A 24,640-nucleotide genomic window follows, 5' to 3' on the forward strand; every position below is an offset into this window, starting at 1 on the left:
GATGTCCACCTCGCCGCGACGGTTCTTCATCGGCTGCGGGACAAGCGTCTACTCGTCGGAGTCGGGTTTCGAGGATCGACCCGAGCTGGTGGACGAGATCCGGCGCATGAGCGATCTGTTCACCCGCTACCTGCCGTACCAGTCGGTGCCCGGCTTCGAGCCAAACCTGTCCCGGCAGGAACTCACCGGCCAGCTCAGCCGTTTCCTGACCGCCGCGGACCGGCACCCCGACGACATCGTCGTCTTCTACTACACCGGTCACGGTGAGACCGACGGCGGGGACCTGATCCTCCCCTTCCCGGAGACCACGTCGGACCTGTCCCGGACCGGCGTCTGGGCCAGTGAGCTCACCAACTGGTTGATCCGTGGGACCGTCGTGCAACGGTTTCTGGTCATCCTCGACACCTGCTTCGCCGCGGCGGCCACCCGGGATCTCGGCAAGGGCGCACTCGATCGTCTCGACCTGCTCGGCGGTCGGGCCGTCAACCCGAGCATCGCCGTACTGGCCGCCGCCCGCCCGCACGAGAGCGCCAGGTCGGGCGCGTTCAGCCGGGGACTTGATGCGGCAATCCGGAACCGGGCCAGCGGTGGTCACGAACCTCGCTATCTGGCCCTGAACTCGGTGTACAACGTGGTCCGCCACGAATTGCCGCAGTGGCAGCGGGCCCGGATCCTGCAGGCCGACGACGGTGACACGGTCACCGAGTTCCTGCCGAACCCCCGGTACAACCAATCCCTGCACGGCCTGAACCTCCGTGCTCAACGCGACCACGAGCAGCAGGTAGCCCGGCGGGCGGAGTTCCTCAGCCACGTTCTGCCCCGGGCACAGGGCCTCGATGTCGTGGTGGAGGGCGTGTGGCTGTTCACCGGGCGTACGGCGGCCCTGCGCAGCTGCGCGGCCTGGCTGCGTCGGCCGCCCGGCACGCCCAGCTCGACCCTGGTGGTGACCGGGAATCCGGGGTCCGGCAAGTCGGCTCTGCTGTCCCGGCTCTACATGCTGGGGAGCCGACGGCTGCGCAGCCGTATTCCGATGACGTCCGGCAACGACGAGGTGGACGTCCCGGAGAACGTGCTGACCTGCTTCGTGCACGTACGCGGTCAAACTGTCGGCCAACTGCTCGCGGCCCTCTGCCAGGCGCTCGACGTCGACGAGGCAGCGAACGTGGAGGAGTTGCTGTCGGAGGTGGCGTCCCGGGATCAGCATCAGGCGATCATCCTGGACGCACTCGATGAGGCGGCAGACGTCGAGAGCGTCATGCGGGAGGTCGTGCAGCCGTTGGTGCGGGGCGCCGGGAAGACCAACGTGCGAATCCTGATCGGCACCCGACGACACCTGGTGGACCGACTGGGCCGGGACGTGGTCGTGCGCAATCTCGACGATCCGGAGTACGCCGACCAGGAGAGCGTCCGACGCTACGCCGAGCGGTGCCTGCGCGAGTTGGGGAACCCGAGCCCTTACCTCTCTGTCGCCGAGAACCTCACGCACGAGGTGGCCACCGCCGTCGGCAACGCGGCCGGTCACTCGTTCCTGGTCGCGCTGATCTCCGCCCGGAGCCTCGCGCTGCGCGACTATGTCGTCGACCCGGGCGACGCCGCCTGGCGACGCGCGCTGCCCCGGTTCGCCGCCGAAGCGATGCGCCGCGACCTTGAGGACCGGTTGGGCGAGTCGGCGAACAAGGCCCGCGACCTGCTCCTACCCCTGGCGTACGCGGACGGTGCCGGGCTGCCCTGGGAGGACATCTGGGCACCGCTGGCCACGACGCTCAGCGGCGAGGTGTACACCGACGCCGATATCGACTGGCTCATCGAGCACGCCGGCTACTACGTCGTCGAGGCCCTGGCCAACCAACGCTCGGTCTACCGGCTCTATCACGAGGCGCTCGCGTCGTACCTCCGCTCGAACAGGTCGAACCGGTCGATCCAGCAGACGATCTTCACCTTCTTCGAGAAGCGGTCCCAGGTCCCGACGACGACGGGTCGGGCACGCTGGTCGGAGGCCCACCCCTACGTCCTGGCCAACCTGGCCAGCCATGCCGCCGCTGGCGGGAACCTCGACCGACTTCTGCTCGATCCGGCCTTCCTGACCGAAGCGGACCAGAACCGGCTGCTCGCGGTGTGTGACAGCGCCATGACCGAGGAGGGTCACGCGGCCGGTCGTGCGTACCGGGAGGCTGTCCACCACTTTGGTCGGGCCGAGCTCTGGGAACGACTCAGCTATCTCGAACTCGCCGCGCGGCAGCATGACGCGAGTGCGTTGGCCGAGCGGATCGTGGCTCAGGCGGTGCAGCGACCCTGGCGGGCGCTCTGGGCCTCGTGGACAGCGCCCCACCCACATCGAATCCTGGGCTCGCCTGTCGACGGAGTGACCGCGTTGGCAGTGGTACCCGGCAAGGAAGCGGACCTCGTGGTCGCCGGAACCCGACAGGGAGCGTTGCACTGCTGGGATCCGCTCAGTAACCCGTCGCAGGTGCAGGTGTACCGACCGCACACGTCCGGAGTCACCGGCCTGGATGTGGTCGAGTCGGACGGCACGTGTCGCCTGCTGGTCAGCGAGACCCACGGGACCATCACCCTGCATGAGCTGCCCACCCTGCGCCCGGTGGCCCACAAACGACTCGCCTGGCTGAGCTCCATTCAGACGGCAAGCACCCTGCGCGCCGGCCGAACGCTGCTCGGCGTCGCCGCGCTCGGGCGTCGGATCCGCGCGGTGCGCATCGCGACGGAAGGCTCGACGCAGCCGCAGATGCAGACGATTGACCGGCGCAGCCCCAGACGCATCCCCCGGATGCGACGCGAGTCACCTGACGTACCAGAGTTGGTCAAACCATTCCAGCACCCGCACAAGCTGACCGCGATTGTCACGACCCACCTCGCCGGCGATCCGGTCATCGTGACCGGCACATGGAACGGTTACAGCTATCTCTGGGACGCGCTCACCGGAGCGCAGATCGCCTCGCTGCGCGATGACGACTCGCTGATGTCGGACAAGATCGACCTGAGGTCGGTGCCTCCGGCGGTCACGGCTCTGCTTGTCATCGACCACGGCGACGTCAAGGTGGTGGTGCGAGGGCTCGCCGACGGCCGTATCTCCAGCTCGCGCCTGGAGAGGTGGGGCCATCGGGTGCTCTGGACGGGGCCGGTGGCGACCCGGAACGCACACGACAAGGCCGTTCATGCGATGACCGCGTTGCGGGTCGAAGGCGAGGACATCGTGGTCACCGCTGGCGGGGACAACCTTCTCCGCGCGTGGTATCTCGAGTCGCTGCGCCCCTTTGGCCAGCCCTGGCGGGGGCACACCGGCCCGATCCGCGCGGTGACCACGGGAGCGGTCGAGGAGCGGCAACTGATCATCAGCGGCTCGTCCGACGGCACGGTGCGGATGTGGGACCTGGACGCACGACCGAGGGTCACCGGTGCCTGGCAGGGACACACCAGAACCATCACCGACATGGTGACCACCATCGTCGACGGGCGCACCGTCCTCGTCACCGCGAGCAGCGACGGGATCGTGCGGATCTTCGATGGTGAGTCCGGACACATGTTGCGCAGCTGGTTCGCCCACACCGGTGGCGTCAGCTGTCTGACCATCGGCCAACGAGCCGGCCTGCCTGTCGCCCTCACCACCGGCCGTAACGGTGGCACCCGGGTCTGGGACCTGTCCACTGCCGATCTGGTCGCGGAACCGTTCCTGTTGGAGGGTCTGACCGTGACGGCCCTGACCGCCGGAACATCGGACGAAGGGGACTTCGGCTGCGCCGGCGACGCGGATGGGACCGTGCACACCTGGCGCCTGCACGACGGCCAGGCACTGAAGAGTCGACCTCTCCCCAGAGCAGCCCGGGTCGAGCGGCTGGCCGTTCTGCCCACGGCGGACGGGCCGATGGTGCTCGTTGGTGACGCTGACGGTCGGGTGACCGTCTTCCGCGGGCAGCGACTCGAGTCAATCGCATACGTCGATCAGGTCGCCTCTGGCCGGATCACCGCGCTCAGAATTTTGGACGACGACACGGCCTTCTCTGTCCTGGTCCTCGCGGGCGAGGAGCTGACCATCTGGGACGTGGCGAGCGGCAAGGGATACCGCCGCCGCGTTCCGGGCGTCACCTGCCTGACGGCCGGCATCGGCGGTCGTGTTCTGCTGGGCTACGCCAGTGGTGTGGTGGCGGAGCTGCGGCAGGCGACCGACCAGGCCAGCGTCCGAAAGTCGTCGGTCGAGGCTCGCATCGACGCCATCGCGGCCTTCGACGCCGGGGAGGGCTTGACCATCGTCGTCGCGACGGAGGAGGCGACGCTGGCGGTGTGGCGGACCACCAACGCGGACGGACCGGCGTCGGGGGCCGGGCCCCGCCTAGGCGGCGTGCAGGCGATGGCCCGCGTCCAACTCGGTGAGGATCCGGCGGTGTTGACCGTCGGTGAGTTCGGCGAGATCCGCTTCTTCCGGTTCTCCGACGGCATCGAGGTGAGGCTGCCATGGGAGGCGCACAACGGCTGGATCCGCGCGTTAACGGTGCATCGGATCGACGGCGTGACACACGCTGTGACCGGTGGCGACGACGGGTACGTACAGATCTGGGATCTGGATCGCCGGGTCCGCCTGCGCCGGTTCTCCCACAGCTCGACCCAGCCGCAGCTCACGGCTGACCTGGCCGTCGTGGACGGGCAACGCGTGCTCGTCTGCCCGGCGGCCGAGCTGGGGTCGCCCTGGCTCGGCATCATCGAGTACGCGATCGAGGCGTGGAACATCGAGGGCGCACCTCGACGGCTCGGCCGTCCGTGGCGGCACCGGGATCCGGTTCTGGCCGTCCGGGTGGTGACTGGGGAGGACGTCACCATCGCATTCACCGTCAGCGCGGGCGCCATGGTCCAGTGGTGGGATGTGCCCACCGGCCGTCGCCTCGGCGGGCTTCGCTTCGACGCGCCGGTGACCTGCCTCGCTGTCGACCCCGCCCTGGGCACCGTCTACTGCGGCAGTGGCCCGGCGCTGTATCGGTTGCGGCTGAGCGAGTGCCGCGGCGGACGGGTTCGCCGGGGTCGGGGCGGCTTCCCGGAGCCCTGGCGGATCTTGAACGAACTGGTCACGGCCGTTGGCGTCGAGGCCGAGACGTCGACGATCGCCGTCGGTCTGCAGAACATCGTGGTGGTCCTGTCGCCCGAGGGTGATGAGCGGCACCGCATCGAACTGAACTCACCCATCGCGGCTGTCGAGTTCGGCGGGCCATCGACAGTGCTCGTCGGATGCGCGGCAGGCGTTGTCGCGTTCGCGTTGACGCCCGCGTGATCGGGTTTCCTGAGCCGGAGGAACCAGCGTGCCACTGATCGTCGGGGTGCACGGGATCGGGCACCAGTACGCGAACGCCGGCACCATGCAACAGGAATGGTTGCCGGCGGTCCGGCACCTTCTGCCAGGGCCCGCGGACCTCGCCTGCGCCTTCTACGGGGATCTGTTCCGCCGACCGGGGCGGCTCCTCGGCGGGACCGCAGTGGATGTCGGTGGTGTGGTGGAGAGCGGGTACGAAGCCGAGCTTCTCCACGCCTGGTGGCGCGAGGCGTCGGTGGTCGACGCCGCCGTCGTGCCCCCCGACGCCCGAACCCTGGCACGGACGCCCACCGGAGTGCAGGCGGCGTTACGCGCGTTGAGCAACTCGCGCTTCTTCGCCGACGCCTACCGTCGGATTCCGGCCGCGCTCGACAGCCTCCTGGTGGCTGATCTACGTCAGGTACGCCGGTACCTGCTCGAACCGGATCTGCGGCGGGAGGTGATGTCCCGGGTCGAGGCAGTCGTCGCGCCCGACACCAGGGTGGTCGTGGCGCACTCGCTGGGCAGCGTCGTCGCCTACGAGGCCCTCTGCGCGCACCCGGAATGGCAGGTCCGGGCCCTTGTCACGCTGGGCTCACCCATCGGGGTCCGCCAGTTGATCTTCGATCGGCTGTCGCCGCCGCCGCGCACCGATGATCACGGCAGGCCCCGTGGCCACTGGCCCGGATCGGTGCGGGTCTGGACGAACATCGCCGACGCGGGCGACGTGGTGGCACTGACCAAGGACCTGCGGCCGCTGTTCGGCCCGGCGGTGCGGTCCTTCCTCGTCCACAACGGGGCACACGCGCACGACAGCATCCGCTATCTGACCACGGCGGAGGCGCAGGATGCCATCGCCGCCGGATTGACCGAGAGCTAGCGCCACCGCGTGCCTGCGGGACCATCGGCGCAGCCGCCCCTCCTCCTCAGGTCGTAGGCGCAGTGCCGTCCTGCGCCAGATGGCGGGGGCCGATCCCTCGAACAGGCTTGTTCCATGGCTTCGGGTGACGCCGTACGGACCTGCTCCGGACACCCGTTAGCCAGGAAAGGCACTGGCAGACGATGCGATCACGTCCTCTTCCCGCCCCCGGCTCACCCCGGTCGGGGCGACCTTTCGTCCGGCTCGGCGCGGTGGTGGCGGCCACCGTCGTCATCGCCGTGAGCGTCGCCGGCTGCGGCGCACCGCAGCACAATCCCGCACCGCCCATCGCCGCTCCGGCGGCACCCGCGGCCAGCGGCGGGGCGGGTTCGGCTCTGACCGACACCGACGTCAACGCCTGGCTCGACGGCCTGCTGCCGGCGGCGCTGGACCGCACCGGCATCGCCGGCGCCACGATCGCCGTCGTGCACGACGGCAAGATCGTCACAACCCGGGGGTACGGGTACGCCGACACCGGTGCCGACGGTGACCCGGCCGTGCCGGTCGACCCGGACCGGCACCTGTTCCGGATGGGATCGGTGTCGAAGCTGGTCACCGCCACCGCCGTGCTGCAACTCGTACAGAGCGGGAAGCTCGACCTCGACGCCGACGTCGAGACGTACCTCGATTTCGACCTGCCGCGCCACTACGAGCGGGCCGTCACCCTGCGGCACCTGCTGACGCACACCGCCGGCTTCGAGGAGCGGATCGCCGGCCTCATCGGCACCGAGGGCGGCACCGTCGACCTGCGCAAGGCCCTGGCGACCGACCCGCCCGAGCAGATCTACGAGCCTGGCACCGTCCCCGCCTACTCCAACTACAGCAACGCCCTCGCCGGGTACATCGTCGAACGGGTCAGCGGGACGCGCTTCGAGGAGTACGTCCAGCGCAACATCCTGGACCGCGCGGGCATGCCGTCGTCGACCTTCGAGCAGCCCCTCCCGGCGGCGCTGCGCGACCGGATGTCCAACGGGTACGACACCTCCGCCGGGCCCGCCGCGCCGTTCGAGATCGTCGGCACGCCCCCGCCCGGTGCGTTGAGCGCCCCGGCGACGGACATGGCGCGATTCATGATCGCCCAGCTCGGCGAGCCGGTGGGCTTCGCGCCCCTGCTGGACAAACCCACCCGCGACCTGATGCAGCGGCCGGCACTCGACTCGACGGCGCTGGGCACGCTGGCCGACGGACCCCGGATGACCCTCGGCTTCTTCACCGAGGACCGTAACGGCCACCGGATCCTCGGCCACGGCGGCGACACCAAGTACTTCCACTCCCACCTGCAGATCTACCCCGACGACCGGGCCGGCATCTTCCTCTCCCTCAACAGCAACGGCTCCGGCGCGCTCGACAGCCAGGAGCTTCGCGAGTCGATCGTGAACGGCTTCGCCGACCGCTACTTCCCCGCCGGTGACGACCAGCCGGGAACCACTGTGGACCCGGAGACCACCGCCACGCACGCCGCCCTGGCGGCCGGCACGTACGAGTCCTCACGAGCGATCCGGAGCAACTTCCTGACGGCGATCGGCCTGGTCGGTCGGACCACGGTCAGCGTCACCGACGGTAACCGGTTGCTGATGGTGCCGGGTCCGCTCTCCGACTCCCCCGCCCGCTACGAGGAGGTGGCGCCCTGGGTCTGGCGTGAGGTCGGCGGGCAGCGCACGATCGCCATGCGGGCGAGCGACGACCGGGTCGAGGCGATCAGTTTCGACTCCGCGTTCACGTTGCTGCCCGTCGAGCCCGCCCGCGCCTCCGCGTTGGCTGTCCCGGTGCTGGCCGTGTCGACAGTCGTGCTGCTGCTAACCGTGCTGTCCTGGCCGGTCGGCGCGATCGTCCGCCGTCGACTGGGTCGCGCGCCCCGGGACCGGGCGGGGCGTACCGCGCGGATCCTGAGCCGCCTCGCCGTCGCCGGCACGCTGCTCGCGTTCGCCGGTTGGGTGCTGAGCATCATCAGCATCATGAGCCTGCAGGACGTTCCCGGTGGCGCCCTGCGCACCATCCAGGTGCTGCAGCTGATCGGCCTGCTCGGGGTGCTGCCCGCCACGGTCCGGCTGGTCGACGACGTGCGACGCCACGTCGGCTGGCGGCGGATCGCCGGCAGCGGGCTGACAGTGCTCGCGCTCGCCGCCGCGGGCTGGTTCGCCGTGGAGTTCCAGCTGCTCGCGCCTAGCATCTCCTACTGACCCGCCCGACCCGGGACGATCCGGAGCAAGGATGCGCACCGCATGAGGGATCACACCGACACCGAACCCGGCACCCACCGACTGACGAAGTGGCTCGACGGACGGCTCACCCGGCTCGGGTTGACCGGAGTGTTCCCCCGCGACTGCCTGCTGGCGGCGACGCTGACCGTCTCGACGTTCGTCCTGCTGACGGTGCTGTTCCGGTTCGTGGCACCGGCGGAGGGGGTGACGTTCGACCCGGCGCGGGCCGGGCTGCTCATCGCCGTGTGCAGCGCGCAGGCGATGCTGCTGTGCCTGCGTCGGGTCCGGCCACTGCTCTGCCTCGCGCTCATCGTCGGCCTTCAGCTGCCCATCATCGGCGTCTCCCTGCCCGAGGAGGCGACGATCCGGGGCATCGCCCCGTTCATCGCGGCGTACACCGTCGGGTCGTTGCTGCCGGTTCGGCGTGCGCTGCTGGCCGTCGGGGTGGCCGTGGCGGTCGAGTCGATCGGGGTGGCCGTCGTGGTGATCCCGGACGTGCTGACGGCACTCGCGTACGTCTCGGCGAGCGCCCTGACCTACGCCAGCGCGACCTTCGTCGGCGGTTACGTGGCCACCCACCGCCGCTACGTCGAGTTGGTCCGGGTCCGCGCGGACGAGGCGATCCGGGAGCAGCACACGAAGGTCCAGGCGGCGATCGGTGCGGAGCGATCCCGGATGGCCCGCGAGTTGCACGACGTGGCGGCCCACCACCTCTCCGGCATGGTCGTGCAGGCCGCCGCGGTCGAGCGGCTGATCGACCGGGACCCGGCGGCCGCGAAGGCCGGCGTGGCCTGGATCCGCAGTCAGGGCAAGGAGACCCTGGACAACCTGCGGCTGGTCGTCGGTGTGCTGCGCGGCAGACCGGGGCACGAGGGCGGCGACGGTGCCGCCCCGGTCCCGGGGCTGGGCATGCTCGACGACCTGGTGCGCACCGCGGGCAGCCTCGCCGGCCCGGTGGAGTTCGTCCGGGAGGGCGAACAACGCGAGGTGCCGCCGATCGCCGACGTCGCGCTCTACCGGATCGTGCAGGAGTCGCTCAGCAACGCCCGCCAGCACGCCCCGGGCGCCGCGGCACGGGTGGTGCTCCGCTTCGCGCCCCGCTCGGTGTCGCTGGAGGTGGTGAACGACCCGGCCGCGCCGCGGCGCGTGCCGGCGGCGCGAACCGGTGGTGTCGGCCTGGTGGGCATGCGCGAGCGCGCCCAGCTGATCGGGGCGACGTTCGCCGCCGGGCCGACGGCTGCCGGTGGCTGGTCGGTCACCGCGACACTTCCGACGAACGGTCCCGCCACCTCACGGCCGAAGGAAGAGGCCCCAGCATGATCAGAGTGATGCTCGTCGACGACCAGGCCGTGGTCCGCGCCGGCTTCCGCGTCATCCTGGAACAGGACGGTGAGATCGAGGTCGTGGCGGAGGCGTCGAGCGGGTCCGCAGCTGTGGAACTGGCCCGCCGGCTGCAACCGGACGTCATCTGCATGGACGTCCGGATGCCGCACGGCGACGGGCTCACCGCTACCCGGCGGATCGTCGCCGAGGCGACCGGGACGCCACCGGCGGTGCTCGTCGTGACGACCTTCGACCTCGACGAGTACGTCTTCGGCGCGTTGGAGTCCGGCGCCAGCGGGTTCATCCTCAAGGACTGTGAGCCCGAGGACCTGATCGAGGCGATCCGTCGCCTGGCCAGCGGCTACGGGCTCGTCGACCAGGCCGTCACCCGCCGGGTGATCTCGGAGTTCGCGAGGCGTACGCCCGCTCCCCGATCCGACGCCGCGGCGGCGCACCAGTTGACCGCGCGGGAGACCGAGATCGTGGAGTTGCTCGCCCAGGGCCTGTCGAACGTCGAGATCGCCGAGCAGCTCTTCATCGAGACCAGCACGGTCAAGTCGCACCTCGGGCGGGCGATGGCGAAGATCGGCGCCCGGGACCGGCTGCAGACCGTCGTGTGGGCGTACCAGAACGGGGTTGCCCACCGGTGACAGCGGCCCCGATCCGCAGGCCGACGGCGCGTCCTCCCCCGGTCGAGTGTGGACACCCGCGGAGTACGATCCCGGTCGTACCGCCGTGGTGACCTCCAGCTGACGACCCCTCGATAGGAGCCAGGCATGGCCGGCCCGGACCCCGAACTCGCCGCGAAACTTCAGCCCGACGTGCCGCACGCGGCACGGATCTGGAACTACTGGATGGGTGGCAAGGACAACTTCCAGTCCGACCGGGCAGCCGGCGACGCCGTCGCCGAGGTCTACCCGGAGATCGTCCTCATGGCACAGCAGTCCCGCGTGTTCCTGGTGCGGGCGGTCCACCACCTCGCGGCCGAGGCGGGCATCCGGCAGTTCCTGGACATCGGCACCGGCCTGCCCACCATGCAGAACACGCACGCGGTCGCCCAGGCCGTCGCGCCCGACTCGCGCATCGTCTACGTGGACAACGACCCGATGGTGCTGGTGCACGCGCGGGCGCTGCTGGCCAGCACGACCTCGGAAGGGGTCACCACCTACGTCCCGGCCGACTACCACGACCCGGAGAAGATCATCGCCGAGGCGGCGCAGACGCTCGACTTCGACCAGCCCATCGCCGTGATGTACATGGGCGTGATGGGCTACGAGCCCGACCTGGACGTGGTGCGCTCGATCGTCGGGCGCACGATGGACGCGGTGCCGTCCGGCTCGCACCTGGTGCTCTGGGACGGCACCAACACCAGCCCGGCGGTGGTCTCCGGAGCCGAACGGCTGGCGCAGAGCGGCGGGGTCCCGTACATCCTGCGCAGCCCGGAGGAGCTCGAAAGCTGCTTCGACGGGTTGATGATGGTGGAGCCGGGCCTGGTGCCGATCCCGCTGTGGCGGCCGGAGACTCCCGACGCCGTGGGGATCGACGCCTACGGCGCGGTGGCCCGCAAGCCCTGACCGGCACGACGTCCGCCCCGCTCCCGCCGTCGCGCCGGAGCGGGGCGGACGTCGTTCACCGCTCACACGTCAGGGTCAGGCCGTCGGGCACCGCACTGGTCGCCACGAGCAGACCGAAGGTCGTCGCCGTGTCCAGCGCCAGCGCCCCGTTGTACGACGCGTTGCGCACCGTGACGTCGGTGCCGGTCGTCTCGGCCACCCCACCCCAGGCCGCCTGGACCCGCTCGTCACCGGACCACCGCCAGGAGACGCGCCACCGGTCCAGCGGCAGCGTCCCGGTGTTGCGGACGGTGACCGTCGCGACGAAGCCGCCGCCCCAGTGGGTGTCGATCGTGGCCGTCGCACGGCACGAGGTCAGCGGGGCGGTGCGCCCCGAGGCGATCACGTACGGGTCCCGCCGGCCCTCCACGTCGGTGAACCGGTACCAGTACTCGGTGCCGGGCGTCAGCCGGTCGATGGTCACCGAGCCGTTGCGCTCCGGCCCGGAGACACCCTCGGCGACGACGGCCCGCCACTGTTGGGCGTCCTCGCGGCTGGTGAAGAGGCTGACGGTCATCGGCGGGTCGTAGCCGCAGGGCGGGCGGAAGAAGATGGAGTACGAGATGATCAGGCTCGTGGTGGTGGCCCCGGCCACGCTCGCGCTGATCGGCAACGCCGGCGGGCAGGTCGGCGTCGGTGTCGGCGTCGGCGTCGGGGTGGAAGACGGCGTGGGCGTCGCCTCGGCGGCGGTGGTCGTCCCGGCCCAGGCGGCCAGCGCCATGGTCGTGACAGCGAGGAACATGCGAAGCATCGGTACCTCCGTGGTTGCCGGGCACCGATGACCGAGGGGGTGGCCGGTGCCGCGCTCGGTTTCCGGTCGCCGACGAGGCTGCCCGGCACGGGTGACGTGGCCACCTCGTGCGCCCTGTGGACCGGAGGAGAACTGGTGCGCGCTGGCTCCCCGCGCACTACCGAACCACAGCATGGCAGTCGACAGGAATCGATACAACACGATCCCATCGTCCGTCGTCAGGGACGATCCCATCGTCCGTCGTCAGGGAGACGGGTCGACCCGCACCCGGTCGCTCTCGTGGTCGGAGAGGAAGGACGCGAGTGCCTGCCCCTGCTCCCCCACGGCCTCCCGTTCGGCCCGGGAGAGCCCTCGCAGTGGGCTGACGGTCACCGTGCCCGACTCGACGGTCCAGGTCGCCGCGACCCGACCGTCGACGAGCACCACGCGCTCGCCGGCCACCGAGAGGAGACGGTGCGCGTCGTCGATGATCCGGCTGCGGTCGTCGTAGCCGAGGATCGCGTTGTCGAACGCCGGCAGGAACCGCACCGGGGCGGGCGTGTCCGGGTCGGGGCGCGGCGCGTCGGGGAGGTCGATCAGCTTCCGGCCGCGCTCGTCGCGGAAGGTGACCAGCTCGTCGCGCATCGCGGTCACCGAAGCCGGCAACCCGGCGAGGCCGCACCAGGCCCGCAGGTCGGCCGAGGCAGCCGGGCCGAAGGCGGCCAGATAGCGGCGTACGAGCACCTGACCGACCGGATCGGCGCTCTGCGCGCTCGACGGTTCGAGCTCCCGGTCGAGCCACGCGGCGAGCAGGACGTAGCGCACGCCCGCCTTCGCCCGCCACACCCCGCGCGGCGGCAACTGCGCCATCGGGAGCAGTGCGACAGCCATCTCGCCCAACGCCCGTGGCTCCGACGTCGGCCAGTGCTCGCCGAGCGCCCGCCCGATCTCCGGCATCGAACGCGGCTCGCCGTCGGCCATCAACGCCCGGGCAGCAGCGGTGAGGTCGTCGAGATCCACCCCGTCGAGCTCGCCGCGGTAGACCCCGAGCACCCGCTGTCGCAGCATGGCGTCGTGGCGGGGGCGCCAGGCCACGGCGTCGTCGGCGGTGAGCAGGTGGACGGTGCGGCGCATGAGGTGCGTCCGCACCACGTGTCGCTCGGTCAGCAACGTCGACAGCACCGTCGGATCGAACGCGCGCAGCCGCGACCAGAGCCCGATGAACGGCTCCTGCGGCTCCTGGGCCTGGAGGCCACCGAGGTGGGCGACGGCGTCGAGCGCGGGCAGGTCGGCGCGGTCGAGCAGCAGCTGCCGGGCGAGCGTCGCGCGGTTGAGCGCCCGGGTGTCGAGAACTGTCATCGGGTCCCTTCGGTCGACCTGATTGTCCGACCGGGGGTGACAGTTGCGGGTGCGCCGCCGGCGCGTGGCCGCCGCTGCGCACGTGGCGGGTACCGTGGCGGTCCCGGCCGGGGTGGGTCGGTGGAGGTCGACGCCCTCCCCGGGGACGCCAAAAAGTTTTGTGCACTTCCTACAACTGAGCGACTGTTGGTTCGGTGGTTGCGCCATAGCGCTGGCCGCCGCCACGCGGAAAGGTGATCACTGCGGGGAGCCGTCGTCTCGCGGCATGCAGGTCGAGGTCTAGCTAAGGGGTCTTTCGGGTGTTCAACCGTGTCGCCATCGTCAACCGTGGTGAAGCCGCCATGCGGCTCATCCACGCGGTCCGCGAGTTGGCCGCGGAGACCGGCATCCAGCTCGAAACGGTGGCTCTCTACACCGACGTCGACCGCAACGCCACATTCGTCCGCGAAGCGGACATCGCCTACGATCTCGGCCCGGCGTCGGCGCGCCCCTACCTCAACCTGGCGGTGCTGGAGCGCGCACTGACCGAGACCGGGGCCGACGCCGCCTGGGTCGGCTGGGGCTTCGTCGCCGAGGACCCGGCGTTCGCCGAGCTGTGCGAGAAGATCGGCGTCACCTTCGTCGGGCCGAGCGCGGACGCCATGCGCCAGCTCGGCGACAAGATCGGCTCGAAGCTGATCGCCGAGAAGGTCGGCGTGCCGGTCGCGCCCTGGAGCCGTGGCGCTGTCGAGACCCTCGCCGCCGCCCGGTCCGCGGCAGCCGAGATCGGCTACCCGCTGATGCTGAAGGCGACCGCCGGGGGTGGCGGGCGCGGCATCCGCGTGATCAGGAACGAGGCCGAGCTGGTCGACGCCTACGAGCGCACCAGCCAGGAGGCGGCACGGGCGTTCGGCAGCGGCATCGTCTTCCTGGAGCGCCTGGTCACCGGGGCCCGGCACGTCGAGGTCCAGGTGATCGCCGACGGGCAGGGCACCGCGTGGGCGCTCGGTGTCCGCGACTGCTCGGTGCAGCGACGCAACCAGAAGGTCATCGAGGAGTCGGCGTCGCCGGTGCTCGACCCGGCGCAGGCCGCCGAGCTGAAGACGTCGGCCGAGCGGCTGGCCGTGGCGGTCGGTTACCGCGGCGCGGCGACCGTCGAGTTCCTCTACCACCCCGGTGACCGGTTGTTCGCGTTCCTCGAGGTCAACACCCGCCTGCAGGTCGAACACCCGATCACCGAGCTGACCACCGGGTTCGACCTGGTCAAGGCACAGCTGCACGTCGCCTCCGGTGGACGCCTCGTCGGTGCGCCGCCGGCCGAGCGCGGGCACGCCATCGAGGCGCGGCTCAACGCCGAGGACCCCGACCGTGACTTCGCGCCGTCGCCCGGCCGCATCGCCCGGTTGGACCTGCCCAGCGGCCCCGGCATCCGGGTGGACACCGGCGTCAGCGAGGGCGACACCATCCCGGCCGACTTCGACTCGATGATCGCGAAGATCATCGCGTACGGCCGCGACCGTGACGAGGCGCTCGGCAAGCTGCGCCGGGCCATGGCGAACACCACGGTGATCATCGAGGGTGGGGCGACGAACAAGAGCTTCGTGCTCGACCTGCTCGACCAGCCCGAGGTGATCGACGCCAGCGCGGACACCGGCTGGATCGACCGCGTCCGCGGCGAGGGCCGGCTCGTCACGCACCGCCACTCCGCTGTCGCCCTGGCGGCCGCCGCCATCGAGGCGTACGAGGAGGAGGAGCGCGTCGAGCGGCAGCGGCTGCTGTCGACGGCAGCCGGCGGACGCCCCCAGGTGCAGCACGCCAGCGGCCGGCCGTTGGACCTCAAGCTGCGCGGCGTCGGGTACCGCACCCGGGTGGCCCGGGTCGGCGCGCACCGCTTCCGGGTCGGCATCGAGACCGGTCCGGTCGTGCGCACCGCCGACGTCGAACTCGACCGCTTCGACCGGCACACCGGTCAGATCGTCGTCAACGGCGTCCGATACCGGCTGCTCACCGGCACGTACGGGCCGACCCACCTGGTCGAGGTGGACGGCGTGACGCACCGGGTCAGCCGGGATGAGGGCGGTGTCCTGCGCTCTCCGATGCCCGCGCTGGTCGTCGCCACGCCACTGGAGATCGGCGCCGAGGTCGAGGCGGGCGCGCCGGTGCTGGTGCTGGAAGCGATGAAGATGGAGACGGTGCTGCGGGCGCCGTTCAAGGCGCGGCTGAAGGAGTGCGCCGTCTCGGTGGGCAGCCAGGTGGAGGCGGGCGCGCCGCTGCTGCGCCTGGAGCCGCTCGCGGACGACGCCGAGGAGACCGCCGGCGACCCGACCGCCGACACCGTCGAACTGGACCTGCCCAGCGCCGCCACGGACGTCCCGGCGTCCGAGCGCAGCAGGCGCGGTCAGGAGGACCTGCGCGGTCTGCTGCTCGGCTTCGACGTCGACCCGCACGACGACAGCCGGGTGCTCGACGGCTACCTCACCGCGCGGCGGGCGGCCATCGAGGCCGGCCAGTCCACGTTGGCCGCCGAACTCGACCTCATCGAGGTGTTCGCCGATCTCGCCGAGCTGAGCCGCAACCGGCCGACGGGCGAGGACGGCGGCGCCGCGCACGTCCACAGCGCCCGGGAGTACTTCCACACCTACCTGCAGAGCCTCGACGTCGAGCGGGCCGGGCTGCCGGACGCCTTCCAGACCAGGCTCGGCAAGGCGCTCAGCCGCTACGGCGTCACCGACCTGGACCGCACCCCCGCCCTTGAGGCCGCCGTCTTCCGGATCTTCCTCGCTCAACAACGCGCGTCCGCGGACGCGCAGGTCATCGCGGCACTGCTGCGCGCCTGGCTGCGGGAGACCCCGCCGGACGAGACGCTGCGCGAGCCGGCCGGCCTCGCCCTGGAGCGGCTGATCGCCGCGACGCAGGTCCGTTTCCCCGTGGTCGCGGACCTCGCCCGTGGCGTGGTGTTCGCCTGGTTCGCCCAGCCGCTGCTGCGCCGCAACCGCGCCCGCGTCTACGCCGAGGTCCGTGGCCACCTGCGGCACCTGGACGCGCAGCCGGACGCGCCGGACCGCGCCGAGCGCATCGCCGAGATGGTACGCAGCACCGAGCCGCTGGTCCGGCTGCTCGGCCAGCGGCTCGTTCGGGACCACCTCGACAACGCGGTCATGTTGGAGGTGCTGACCCGGCGGTACTACGGCAACCGGTCGCTCACCAGCGTGCGTACCCGTGCGGTCGCGGACTGCACGTTCGTGGTCGCCGAACGCGCCGACTCGAGCGTGGTATCCGCCGCGGTGCGCTTCGACGCGCTGGGCAGCGCCCTGCGCGGGCTGGCCGAGCTGGCCGCCGGCGAGGACGCCGTCGACGCCGACATCTACCTCGGCTGGGAGAACCAGCCGGAGGACTTCGACGCGATGGCGGCGGCGCTGGCCGAGGTCATCGCCGCGCACCCGCTGCCACCTGAGGTCCGGCGGGTGACCACCACCGTCGCGGGTCGCGGCGGTGCGGTGATGCACCACCACTTCACCTTCCGCCCGTCGGGCGACCAGTTGACCGAGGACCGGCTGATCCGTGGGCTGCACCCGTACATCGCGCAGCGGATGCAGCTGGAGCGGCTGCACAAGTTCGACCTGACCCGGCTGCCGTCGTCGGACGAGGAGGTCTACCTCTTCCAGTGCGTCGCCCGGGAGAACCGGGCCGATGAGCGCCTCGTCGCGTTCGCGCAGGTGCGTGACCTCACCGAACTGCGGGAGCAGGACGGCCGCCTGGTCGCGCTGCCGACCACCGAGGACGCCATCGCCGCCTGCCTCGACTCGATCCGCCGCGCCCAGTCGCGGCGGCCGTCGAAGACGCGCTTCAACACCAACCGGATCGTGGTCTACGTGTGGCCGCCGAGCGAGCTGACCCGCGAGGAGATGAAGATGATCGCCGGGCGGGTGCGCCCGACGACAGCGGGTGCCGGCCTGGAGGAGATCCTGTTCATCGCGCGGCAGCGCGACCGCCGCACCGGTGAGCTGACCAGGATCGCCGTACGGATCTCGTTCGACGCCGCGGGCGGCGCCGACCTGACCATCGGGGAACCGCCGGTCGAGCCGATCGAGCCACTCGACGAGTACCGGCTCAAGGTGCTGCGGGCCAGCAGCCGCAACACCGTGTACCCGTACGAGCTGACCGGCCGGCTCGGTGACTTCGTCGAGCACGACCTCGACGACGACCACGTGCTGACGCCGGTGGACCGGCCGAAGGGCCGCAACGCCGCTGCCATCGTGGCCGGGGTGGTCACCACGCCGACCGAGCGGCACCCGCAGGGCGTCACCCGGGTGGTGCTGCTGGGCGACCCGACGAAGTCGCTGGGCGCTCTGTCGGAGCCGGAGTGCCGGCGCGTGATCGCCGCACTGGACCTGGCCGAGCGGATGCAGGTGCCGCTGGAGTGGTGGGCGCTGTCCGCCGGGGCGCGGATCTCGATGACCTCCGGCACGGAGAACATGGACTGGGTGGCGGCGGCCCTCAAGCGGATCGTCGAGTTCACCCAGGCCGGCGGTGAGATCAACATCGTGGTCGCGGGCATCAACGTCGGCGCGCAGCCGTACTGGAACGCCGAGGCGACGATGCTCATGCACACCAAGGGCATCCTGGTGATGACGCCGGACTCGGCGATGGTGCTCACCGGTAAGCAGTCGCTCGACTTCTCCGGCGGCGTGTCGGCCGAGGACAACTTCGGCATCGGCGGCTACGACCGGGTGATGGGGCCGAACGGGCAGGCGCAGTACTGGGCGCCGAACCTGACCGCCGCCCGCGACGTGGTGATGGCCCACTACGACCACACGTACGTCGCGCCCGGCGAGGACGCGCCCCGACGGGCGGTCACCGCCGACCCGACCGACCGGGACATCTCCGACTTCCCGCACGACGTGGCGGGCAGTGCCTTCGCCACCGTCGGGGAGATCTTCTCCGCCGAGTCCAACCCGGACCGCAAGAAGCCGTTCGACATCCGGACGGTGATGCGGGCCCTCTCCGACCAGGACCACCCGGTGCTGGAGCGCTGGGCCGGCATGGCGGACGCGGACACCGCCGTCGTGCAGGACGTCCACCTCGGTGGTATCCCGGTCTGCCTGCTCGGCATCGAGTCCCGGTCGGTGCCGCGGCACGGCTTCCCGCCCACCGACGGTCCGGACACCTACACGGCGGGCACGCTCTTCCCCCGCTCGTCGAAGAAGGCCGCGCGGGCGATCAACGCGGCCAGCGGCAACCGACCGCTCGTGGTGCTGGCGAACCTGTCCGGCTTCGACGGCTCACCGGAGTCGATGCGCAAGCTGCAACTGGAGTACGGCGCTGAGATCGGCCGGGCGATCGTGAACTTCCGGGGTCCCATCGTCTTCTGCGTGATCTCGCGCTACCACGGCGGTGCGTTCGTGGTGTTCTCGAAGGCGCTGAACCCGAACATGACGGTGCTGGCGCTAGAGGGCTCGTTCGCCTCGGTGCTCGGTGGCGCACCCGCCGCCGCTGTGGTGTTCTCCGCCGACGTCAACGCCCGTACGTCGGCCGACCCGCGGGTGCGGGACCTGGAGGCCCGCGCCGCCGCCGCGGCCGGCACCGAACGCGCCGCGCTGACGGCGGAGCTCGACGAGCTGCGTTCGTCGGTGCGCGCGGAGAAGCTCAGCGAGGTGGCCGCCGAGTTCGATCGGGTGCACAACATCCACCGTGCCGTCGAGGTCGGCTCGGTGGACGCCGTCATCCGCGCCGCCGAGCTGCGTCCACGCATCATCGAGGCCATCGAGGCCCGCCTGGGGTGACCCACCGAGACCGGGCGGGGTGGGCTCGGTTCCTGGACGACCAGGAACCGGGCCCGCCCCGTTCAGGTGGCGTGGCGCAGCAGTTCGTGAAGGAACCCGACGACCTCGTCGGGGCTGAGGTCCATGGCGTTCTCGCCGACGCTGACCTCGAACGAGCACCGGTCCGGTGCCGGCGCCGAGCGTACGCGGCCGAACAACTCCACCCCGTCGGCGGCGAGCAGCGCGTCGGCGGCCCGCGTCGCGGCGTCCGGCCCGACCGGGAGGTGGACGTGGAACAGGGGCGTCTGCGGTGGGTCCGGGTAGGCGCGGGCCACCCCGTCGGCGTTGATGGCCGCCGCGATCGCCACCGCGTGCTCCCGGTGCGCCGGTAGCCGGGGCAGCAGGGTGTCCAGGCCGTGCAGCGCGGTGAGGGCCAACGGCCACGCGTCGTAGACGTCGCCGCCGAGCCGACGACGCCACACCCGGGCCTCGGCCACCAGTGCGGTGTCCCCGGCGAGCGCGGCACCGCCGGCGCCCTGCAGTCCCTTGTAGAACGAGACGTAACCGGTGTCGAACAGCGCGGCGATCTCGGCGAACGGCCGCTGGTAGTACGTCTGCGCCTCCCAGAGGCGGGCGCCGTCGAGGTGGATGGCGGCGCCGCGTTCACGCATCGCCTCGGTCTGCGCGACGAGGTCGTCCCACTGCGGCAGCAGTCCGCCGATGTCCCGTTGCGGCAGCTCCCACAGCACGGCAGCGAGCGGTTCGGCGACGGCGGTGAGGTCGGCCAGGGTCATCAACCGGTGGCGGTCGCCGACGGGTTGGAAGCGCAGCCCGTGCACGACGGCGTACCCCTGCTGTTCCCAGACCTCCAGGTGACACTGCGGGTGGGCGGCGAAGGCCCGCCTGCCGCGCCGGTCGGCGTGGATGCGCAGGGCCACCTGCTGGGCCATCGTCCCGGTGGGGAAGAACAGCGCTTCGTCGGTGCCGAGCAGGGAGGCCAACCGCCGTTCGAGGGCGGCCACCGGCCCGTCCGGTCCGTTCGGCGGCGTGGCCGGGTCGACCTGGGCCAGCATCGACCGCAGGAGGTCGTGCGGCCGACGGCGCAGCTCCGAGTGCAGGAACAGGGAACGCCGCACAGTCATTGCGGCAGTATCCACCCTCAGCCGGTTCGTCGCTCGTGGCCCGGGTCGGTGTCGGCGCGCCAGGCGGCGGCGAGATCCTCGCGCGCCCGGGCGACCCGGGAGCGGATCGTGCCGACCGGGCACTGGCAGACGTGCGCCGCCTCGGCGTAGGACAGGCCGAGCACCTGGGTGGCGACGAACGCCTCACGCCGCTCCCGGGTCAGGCCGGCGATCAGCTGGTGCAGCGTCACTTCCTCGTCGGCGTCGGTGGTGATCGCACCGGCGGCCTCGGCCGCCGCCTGCCAGTCCGGCACCGACGCCGTCCTCGGGCGGGCCACCGCCGTCCGGACGTGATCCACGGCGACGCGCCGGGCGATGGTGAACACCCAGGTGCGGGCCGACGAGCGGCCGGCGAAGCCGGGCAGGTTGCGAAAAGCTCGCAGGAACGTCTCCTGGGTCAGGTCGTCGGCCTCCCCCGGCCCGGCCAGGTGCGACAGGAACCGCCAGACCTGGTCCTGCAGTGCCCGGATGAACGCCGTGGCGGCCTGCCCGTCACCCTGACCCGCCTGCCGCGCCCACCGGGTCACCTGGTCGTCGTCAACGACACCGTTGCGCACCGACCACCGTCCTGTGTGCCACCGGGCGCTCCTTCATGCCGAGATGCCGTCGTCGGAACGCCGCCGATCGGCCGCGCACTCTGGTGGTCGCCGCCGGAGCCGGAAAAGTTCCCGGGCGTCCCACCTTCGACTGATCTGGCGGATGTCCGACGCGACGAGCGCCGGCGGGCCGCTCAGCGCGGGACGGGTTGGTCCGCGCTCTCGCGTTCTCTCGGCACCGCGAGGTCGGGCATGCGCCACGACCGCCACAGCTGGCTGTATCCGCCCCCGGCGCTGAGCAGCTCGGCGTGCGTCCCGTGCTCGGCGACGCGCCCGTGGTCCAGGACGACGATGCGGTCCGCGGTGGCCGCCTGGCTGAGACGGTGGGCGACGACCAGCGTCGTACGGCCCTCGGTGGCGGCCACCGCGGCGCGGTCGAGGTCCCGGGCGCCCGCGCTGCCCGCCTCGGCGGTGGCCTCGTCGAGGACCGCCACCGCCGGATCGGCGAGGACGAGGCGGGCCAGCGCGAGCTGCTGGGCCTGGGCCGAGGTGAGCTGCCGACCGCCCTCCCCCACCGGGGTGTTGAGGCCGTCCGGCAGTCCCCGCACCCACTCGGTGGCGCCGACCCGGTCGAGGGCGGTGGTGATCTCGGCGTCGGTGGCGTCCGGGGCGGCCAGGCGCAGGTCGTCGGCGAGCGGCCCGGCGAAGACGTGCACCTCCTGGCTGATCAGGGCGATCTCGCGACGGAGGCGGTGCTCGTCGAGCTGGGCCAGCGGCACGCCGCGCAGGGTGACCGCACCGTGGGTGGGCGCGATGATGCCGGCGATGATGCCGGCCAGGGTGCTCTTGCCCGCGCCGCTCGCGCCGACGAGAGCGACGCGCTCCCCGGGGTTGAGCCGCAGGGTGATGTCGCGCAGCACGACCGGCCCGTCGTCGTAGCGGTGCTCCGCGACGGTCACCTCCAGTGCCGCCGGTTCGGCCCGATCGCGGCGGGTGGGCTCGGCGTCGCTGGGGGCCGCGGTGTCCGGCAGGGTGGTGACCCCGACGAGTCGGGCCAGGCTGGCCCCGGCCTGCAACACCGAGTCCGACTCGAACAGCAGCAGGCCGATGGGGTTGAAGAGGCGGTGGAAGTAGAGCGCGGCGGTGGTGGCGGCACCGACGGTGGCCAGGTCGCCGCGGACCAGCAGGAAGCCGGCGAGCAGCACGGCGGCGAGCCCCACGAACTCCGAGCGGTTGATGCGCAACCCGAAGCGGGTGTAGAGGCCGAAGATCTCCAGGGACAGGTCGCGGGCGACGCCGGAGCGATCCGCGATCCGGGCGACGTGGGCGTCCTCCATCCGGTAGGCGCGCACTGTCGCCGCGCCCCGCAGCGCCTCGGCGGTCGCCTGCGCCCGCTCGCCCGTCGCCACCCGCTCCCGGGCGTAGTACGGCACGGATCGCCGGAGGTACCAGCGCAGCGCCAGCGCGTACGCCGGGGCCGCGACCAATCCGGCGATGCCGAGCCGCCAGTCGAGGGCGAAGAGCCCGGCCGCGGTCAGCACCACGGACAGCAGCGCGCCGAGGAAGGCGGGGCCGCTGGTGGCGATCACGTTCGTCACCACTGCCACGTCGTCGCCGGCGCGGGCCACCAGGTCCCCGGTGCCGGCCCGCTCCAGGGTGGCCGACGGCAGGTGCAGGGCGCGGTCGAGGACCCGTTCCCGGAGTCGGGCCAGCACGGTCTCGCCGAGGCGCGCGGCGACCGCGGCGCCGGCCGCGGTGAGGAGCCCCGCGAGCACGGCGGCGCCCGCGATCACACCGGCCCAGCCCAGCACCGTCGGTGTGTCGGTGCCGGCGATGACGTCGTCGACGAGGCGGCCGAGCACCCAGGGAGCGACCAGCCCGGTCGCGGCCGCGGCGACCAGCAACGTGCCGGCGACGGCGCTGAGCCCCGGCAGGAGGGCCAGCTCGGTGCGCAGGGCGGCCCAGGTCTCCCGGCCGGTGGCCGTCGGCAGCAGGTGCCGGCTGATCGGCTCGGCCGTCATCGCAGGGTCTCCTCGCGGTAGCGGGCGTCGCTGGCGAGCAACAGCTCGTGCGGGCCCTCGGCGACGACCCGTCCCCGGTCGATCACCGCGACCCGGTCGGTGATCCGCAACAGCGCCGGACTGGTGGTGATCAGCACCGTGCCCCGGGTTCCCGTCCCCCGAGCCGTGGCCAATCGCGCGGCGAGCAGCCCTTCGGTCACCGAGTCGACCGCCGTGGTGGGGTTGTGCAGCACCAGCACCGGCGGGTCGGCGACGAGCGCCCGGGCCAGCCCGATCCGCTGCCGCTGCCCGCCGGAGAGGTTCGCGCCGCGTTCGGTGAGCAGGCGGTCCAGTCCGTGCGGGTGCGCGGCGAGCACGTCCTCGGCGGCGGCGGCGCGGACGGCGGCACGCAGGACCTCGTCGTCGACGGAGGTCCCGGCGCACAGATTGTTGCGCAGCGTCCCCTCGAACAGCGCCACGTCGTGCTGCTCGACGAGGATCGTGGCGCGCGCGGCATCGATGTGCAGCTCGTCGGCGGGTACGCCGTCGACGCGGAGCGTCCCCCGGTGCTCCGCGCGGGGCACCCGGCCGGCCAGCAACGCGACCAGCGCCTCGGCGTCGCTCGGGTCGTAGGCGAGAAGGCCCAGGATCTCACCGGCCCCGACGCGCAGGTTGACGTCGTCGAGGCCCGCGTAGCTGACCCCGTCGAGGGCGAGCCGTGACGGGCCCGGGGCGGGCGGCCCGGCGTCACCCGGCTGGACGACCGGCGCGGCACCGAGGACCCGGGCGACCCGCCCCGCGGAGGCGCGGGCCATGGCGAACAGCTGGACGCAGTACCCGAGCGTCTGGACCGGCTCGGCGATGAACTGGGCCAGCCCGACCACCGCCACCAGCTCGCCGATGGTGAGTCGGCCCTGCAACGCGAGCCAACCGGCGAATCCGGCGACCGTCGCGAGGAAGAGGCCGTTGACGGTGGTGGTGAGCCCGAGGTGCAGGCCCTTGGTGGTGGCGGCGCGCAGGGTGACGTCGAGCGCGTGGCGGCTGGCCCCCGCGTACCGACGGGCGGCGTGGTCCTGTGCGCCGATGCCGCGCAGCACGCGCAGGCCGGTGACGAGGTCGACGGCGAGGGCGGTGGTGGCGGCGAGCGCCTCCTGCTGCGACGTGCTGCGCCGGGTGAGCAGCGGCGCCATCCGCTGCAGGGCGACGACAAGCAGGGGTACGCCGATGAGCACCCCGAGCCCGAGGGGAATGTCGACGACGAGCAGGGCGACGGCGGCGACCACGATGGCGGTGAGCGCGGCGGCGGTGAGTCCGGCGACGCGCACGACGAGCGCGGAGAGCTCGGCGTCGGAGGCCGTCACGGACAGCAGTTCGCCGTCGCGCAGGCCCGAGCGGCGTCCCCGCGGGTCGAGGGCGCTGCGGACGATCTCGACCCGGGTGGTGTGCGCCTCGTGTTCCACGGCGGCGAACGCCAGTCGCGCGCCGGCCCGGTAGGCGAAGGCGAGCACCGTGAACAGGGCGGCCAGCCCGGCCAGCGAGAGCAGCAGGGCGCGGACGTCCCCGGTGGCCACCGCGCGGTCGATGACCACGCCGACGGCCACCGGGACGAGAGCTTCGGTGGCCTGGTGGGTGCAGAGCAGCGCGATGCCGGCGGCCACCCGGGCGCGCTGTCGACGCAGCGCGCGACGCAGCACCGCACCGCCGGTGGTCTCGGCGACTGTCATGTGCGAATCGATGAGGACAC

The 24,640-nt window shown here is 72.0% G+C and carries 13 protein-coding genes; 7 read left to right on the forward strand and 6 right to left on the reverse strand.

Translation table 11 applies throughout. The annotated features are described in order from the left end of the window. Position 1: 1 nt before the first annotated feature. The 6 genes from IF22_RS32955 to IF22_RS0109745 all read left to right on the forward strand — a co-directional run bounded on the left by IF22_RS32955 (position 2) and on the right by IF22_RS0109745 (position 11,310). Complete coding sequence (locus IF22_RS32955) at positions 2-5,275, forward strand: P-loop domain-containing protein (RefSeq protein WP_036411131.1); 5,274 nt, start codon at positions 2-4, stop codon at positions 5,273-5,275. A 28-nt stretch (positions 5,276-5,303) separates the two neighbouring features. After that, positions 5,304-6,173, forward strand: coding sequence for an alpha/beta hydrolase family protein (locus tag IF22_RS0109725; RefSeq protein ID WP_156057420.1), 870 nt, complete (start codon positions 5,304-5,306; stop codon positions 6,171-6,173). Positions 6,174-6,424: 251 nt separating this feature from the next. Continuing rightward, on the forward strand, positions 6,425-8,392 hold the full coding sequence (locus tag IF22_RS0109730) for a serine hydrolase domain-containing protein (protein WP_209444521.1): 1,968 nt from the start codon (positions 6,425-6,427) through the stop codon (positions 8,390-8,392). 42 nt (positions 8,393-8,434) lie between these two features. Beyond that, entirely contained in the window at positions 8,435-9,733 is a 1,299-nt protein-coding gene (locus tag IF22_RS0109735) for a sensor histidine kinase (RefSeq protein ID WP_051708286.1), read from the forward strand. Then, the gene (locus IF22_RS0109740) at positions 9,730-10,386 is read left to right on the forward strand and encodes a response regulator (RefSeq protein ID WP_030330483.1); all 657 of its coding nucleotides are present in this window, start codon (positions 9,730-9,732) and stop codon (positions 10,384-10,386) included. Before IF22_RS0109735 ends, IF22_RS0109740 begins: the two co-directional genes overlap by 4 nt. Before the next feature lie 126 nt (positions 10,387-10,512). Then, complete coding sequence (locus IF22_RS0109745) at positions 10,513-11,310, forward strand: SAM-dependent methyltransferase (RefSeq protein WP_030330485.1); 798 nt, start codon at positions 10,513-10,515, stop codon at positions 11,308-11,310. A 55-nt stretch (positions 11,311-11,365) separates the two neighbouring features. Here IF22_RS0109745 and IF22_RS0109750 read toward each other — a convergent pair whose 3' ends face one another. Together IF22_RS0109750 and IF22_RS0109755 are read right to left on the reverse strand one after the other, a co-directional pair. After that, positions 11,366-12,100, reverse strand: a complete 735-nt coding sequence (locus tag IF22_RS0109750) for a cellulose binding domain-containing protein (RefSeq protein ID WP_030330487.1) — start codon at positions 12,098-12,100, stop codon at positions 11,366-11,368. A 243-nt stretch (positions 12,101-12,343) separates the two neighbouring features. Then, on the reverse strand, positions 12,344-13,438 hold the full coding sequence (locus tag IF22_RS0109755; protein ID WP_030330489.1) for a winged helix DNA-binding domain-containing protein: 1,095 nt from the start codon (positions 13,436-13,438) through the stop codon (positions 12,344-12,346). A gap of 299 nt (positions 13,439-13,737) precedes the next feature. On the opposite strand from IF22_RS0109755, the gene IF22_RS0109760 reads away from it, so the two are divergent. Then, on the forward strand, positions 13,738-19,200 hold the full coding sequence (locus tag IF22_RS0109760; protein WP_030330491.1) for an ATP-binding protein: 5,463 nt from the start codon (positions 13,738-13,740) through the stop codon (positions 19,198-19,200). Positions 19,201-19,262: 62 nt separating this feature from the next. Here the strand turns inward: IF22_RS0109760 and IF22_RS0109765 are convergent, their stop codons facing one another. From IF22_RS0109765 to IF22_RS0109780, 4 genes are all read right to left on the reverse strand, one after another. Next, positions 19,263-20,321: a threonine aldolase family protein gene (locus IF22_RS0109765; RefSeq protein ID WP_036411132.1), complete on the reverse strand. Its 1,059-nt coding sequence runs from the start codon at positions 20,319-20,321 to the stop codon at positions 19,263-19,265. Between the two features lie 17 nt (positions 20,322-20,338). Further along, positions 20,339-20,917 (reverse strand): sigma-70 family RNA polymerase sigma factor, encoded by a 579-nt coding sequence (locus IF22_RS0109770; RefSeq protein ID WP_030330493.1) that lies wholly within the window; start codon positions 20,915-20,917, stop codon positions 20,339-20,341. A 173-nt stretch (positions 20,918-21,090) separates the two neighbouring features. Next, on the reverse strand, positions 21,091-22,917 hold the full coding sequence (locus IF22_RS0109775) for an ABC transporter ATP-binding protein (protein WP_051708287.1): 1,827 nt from the start codon (positions 22,915-22,917) through the stop codon (positions 21,091-21,093). Beyond that, positions 22,914-24,620: an ABC transporter ATP-binding protein gene (locus IF22_RS0109780; RefSeq protein ID WP_030330495.1), complete on the reverse strand. Its 1,707-nt coding sequence runs from the start codon at positions 24,618-24,620 to the stop codon at positions 22,914-22,916. The genes IF22_RS0109775 and IF22_RS0109780 overlap by 4 nt, the downstream gene beginning before the upstream one ends. Positions 24,621-24,640 lie beyond the last annotated feature (20 nt).

Origin of the sequence: Micromonospora parva, assembly GCF_000718515.1 — a bacterium.
GTDB lineage: Bacteria > Actinomycetota > Actinomycetes > Mycobacteriales > Micromonosporaceae > Micromonospora > Micromonospora parva.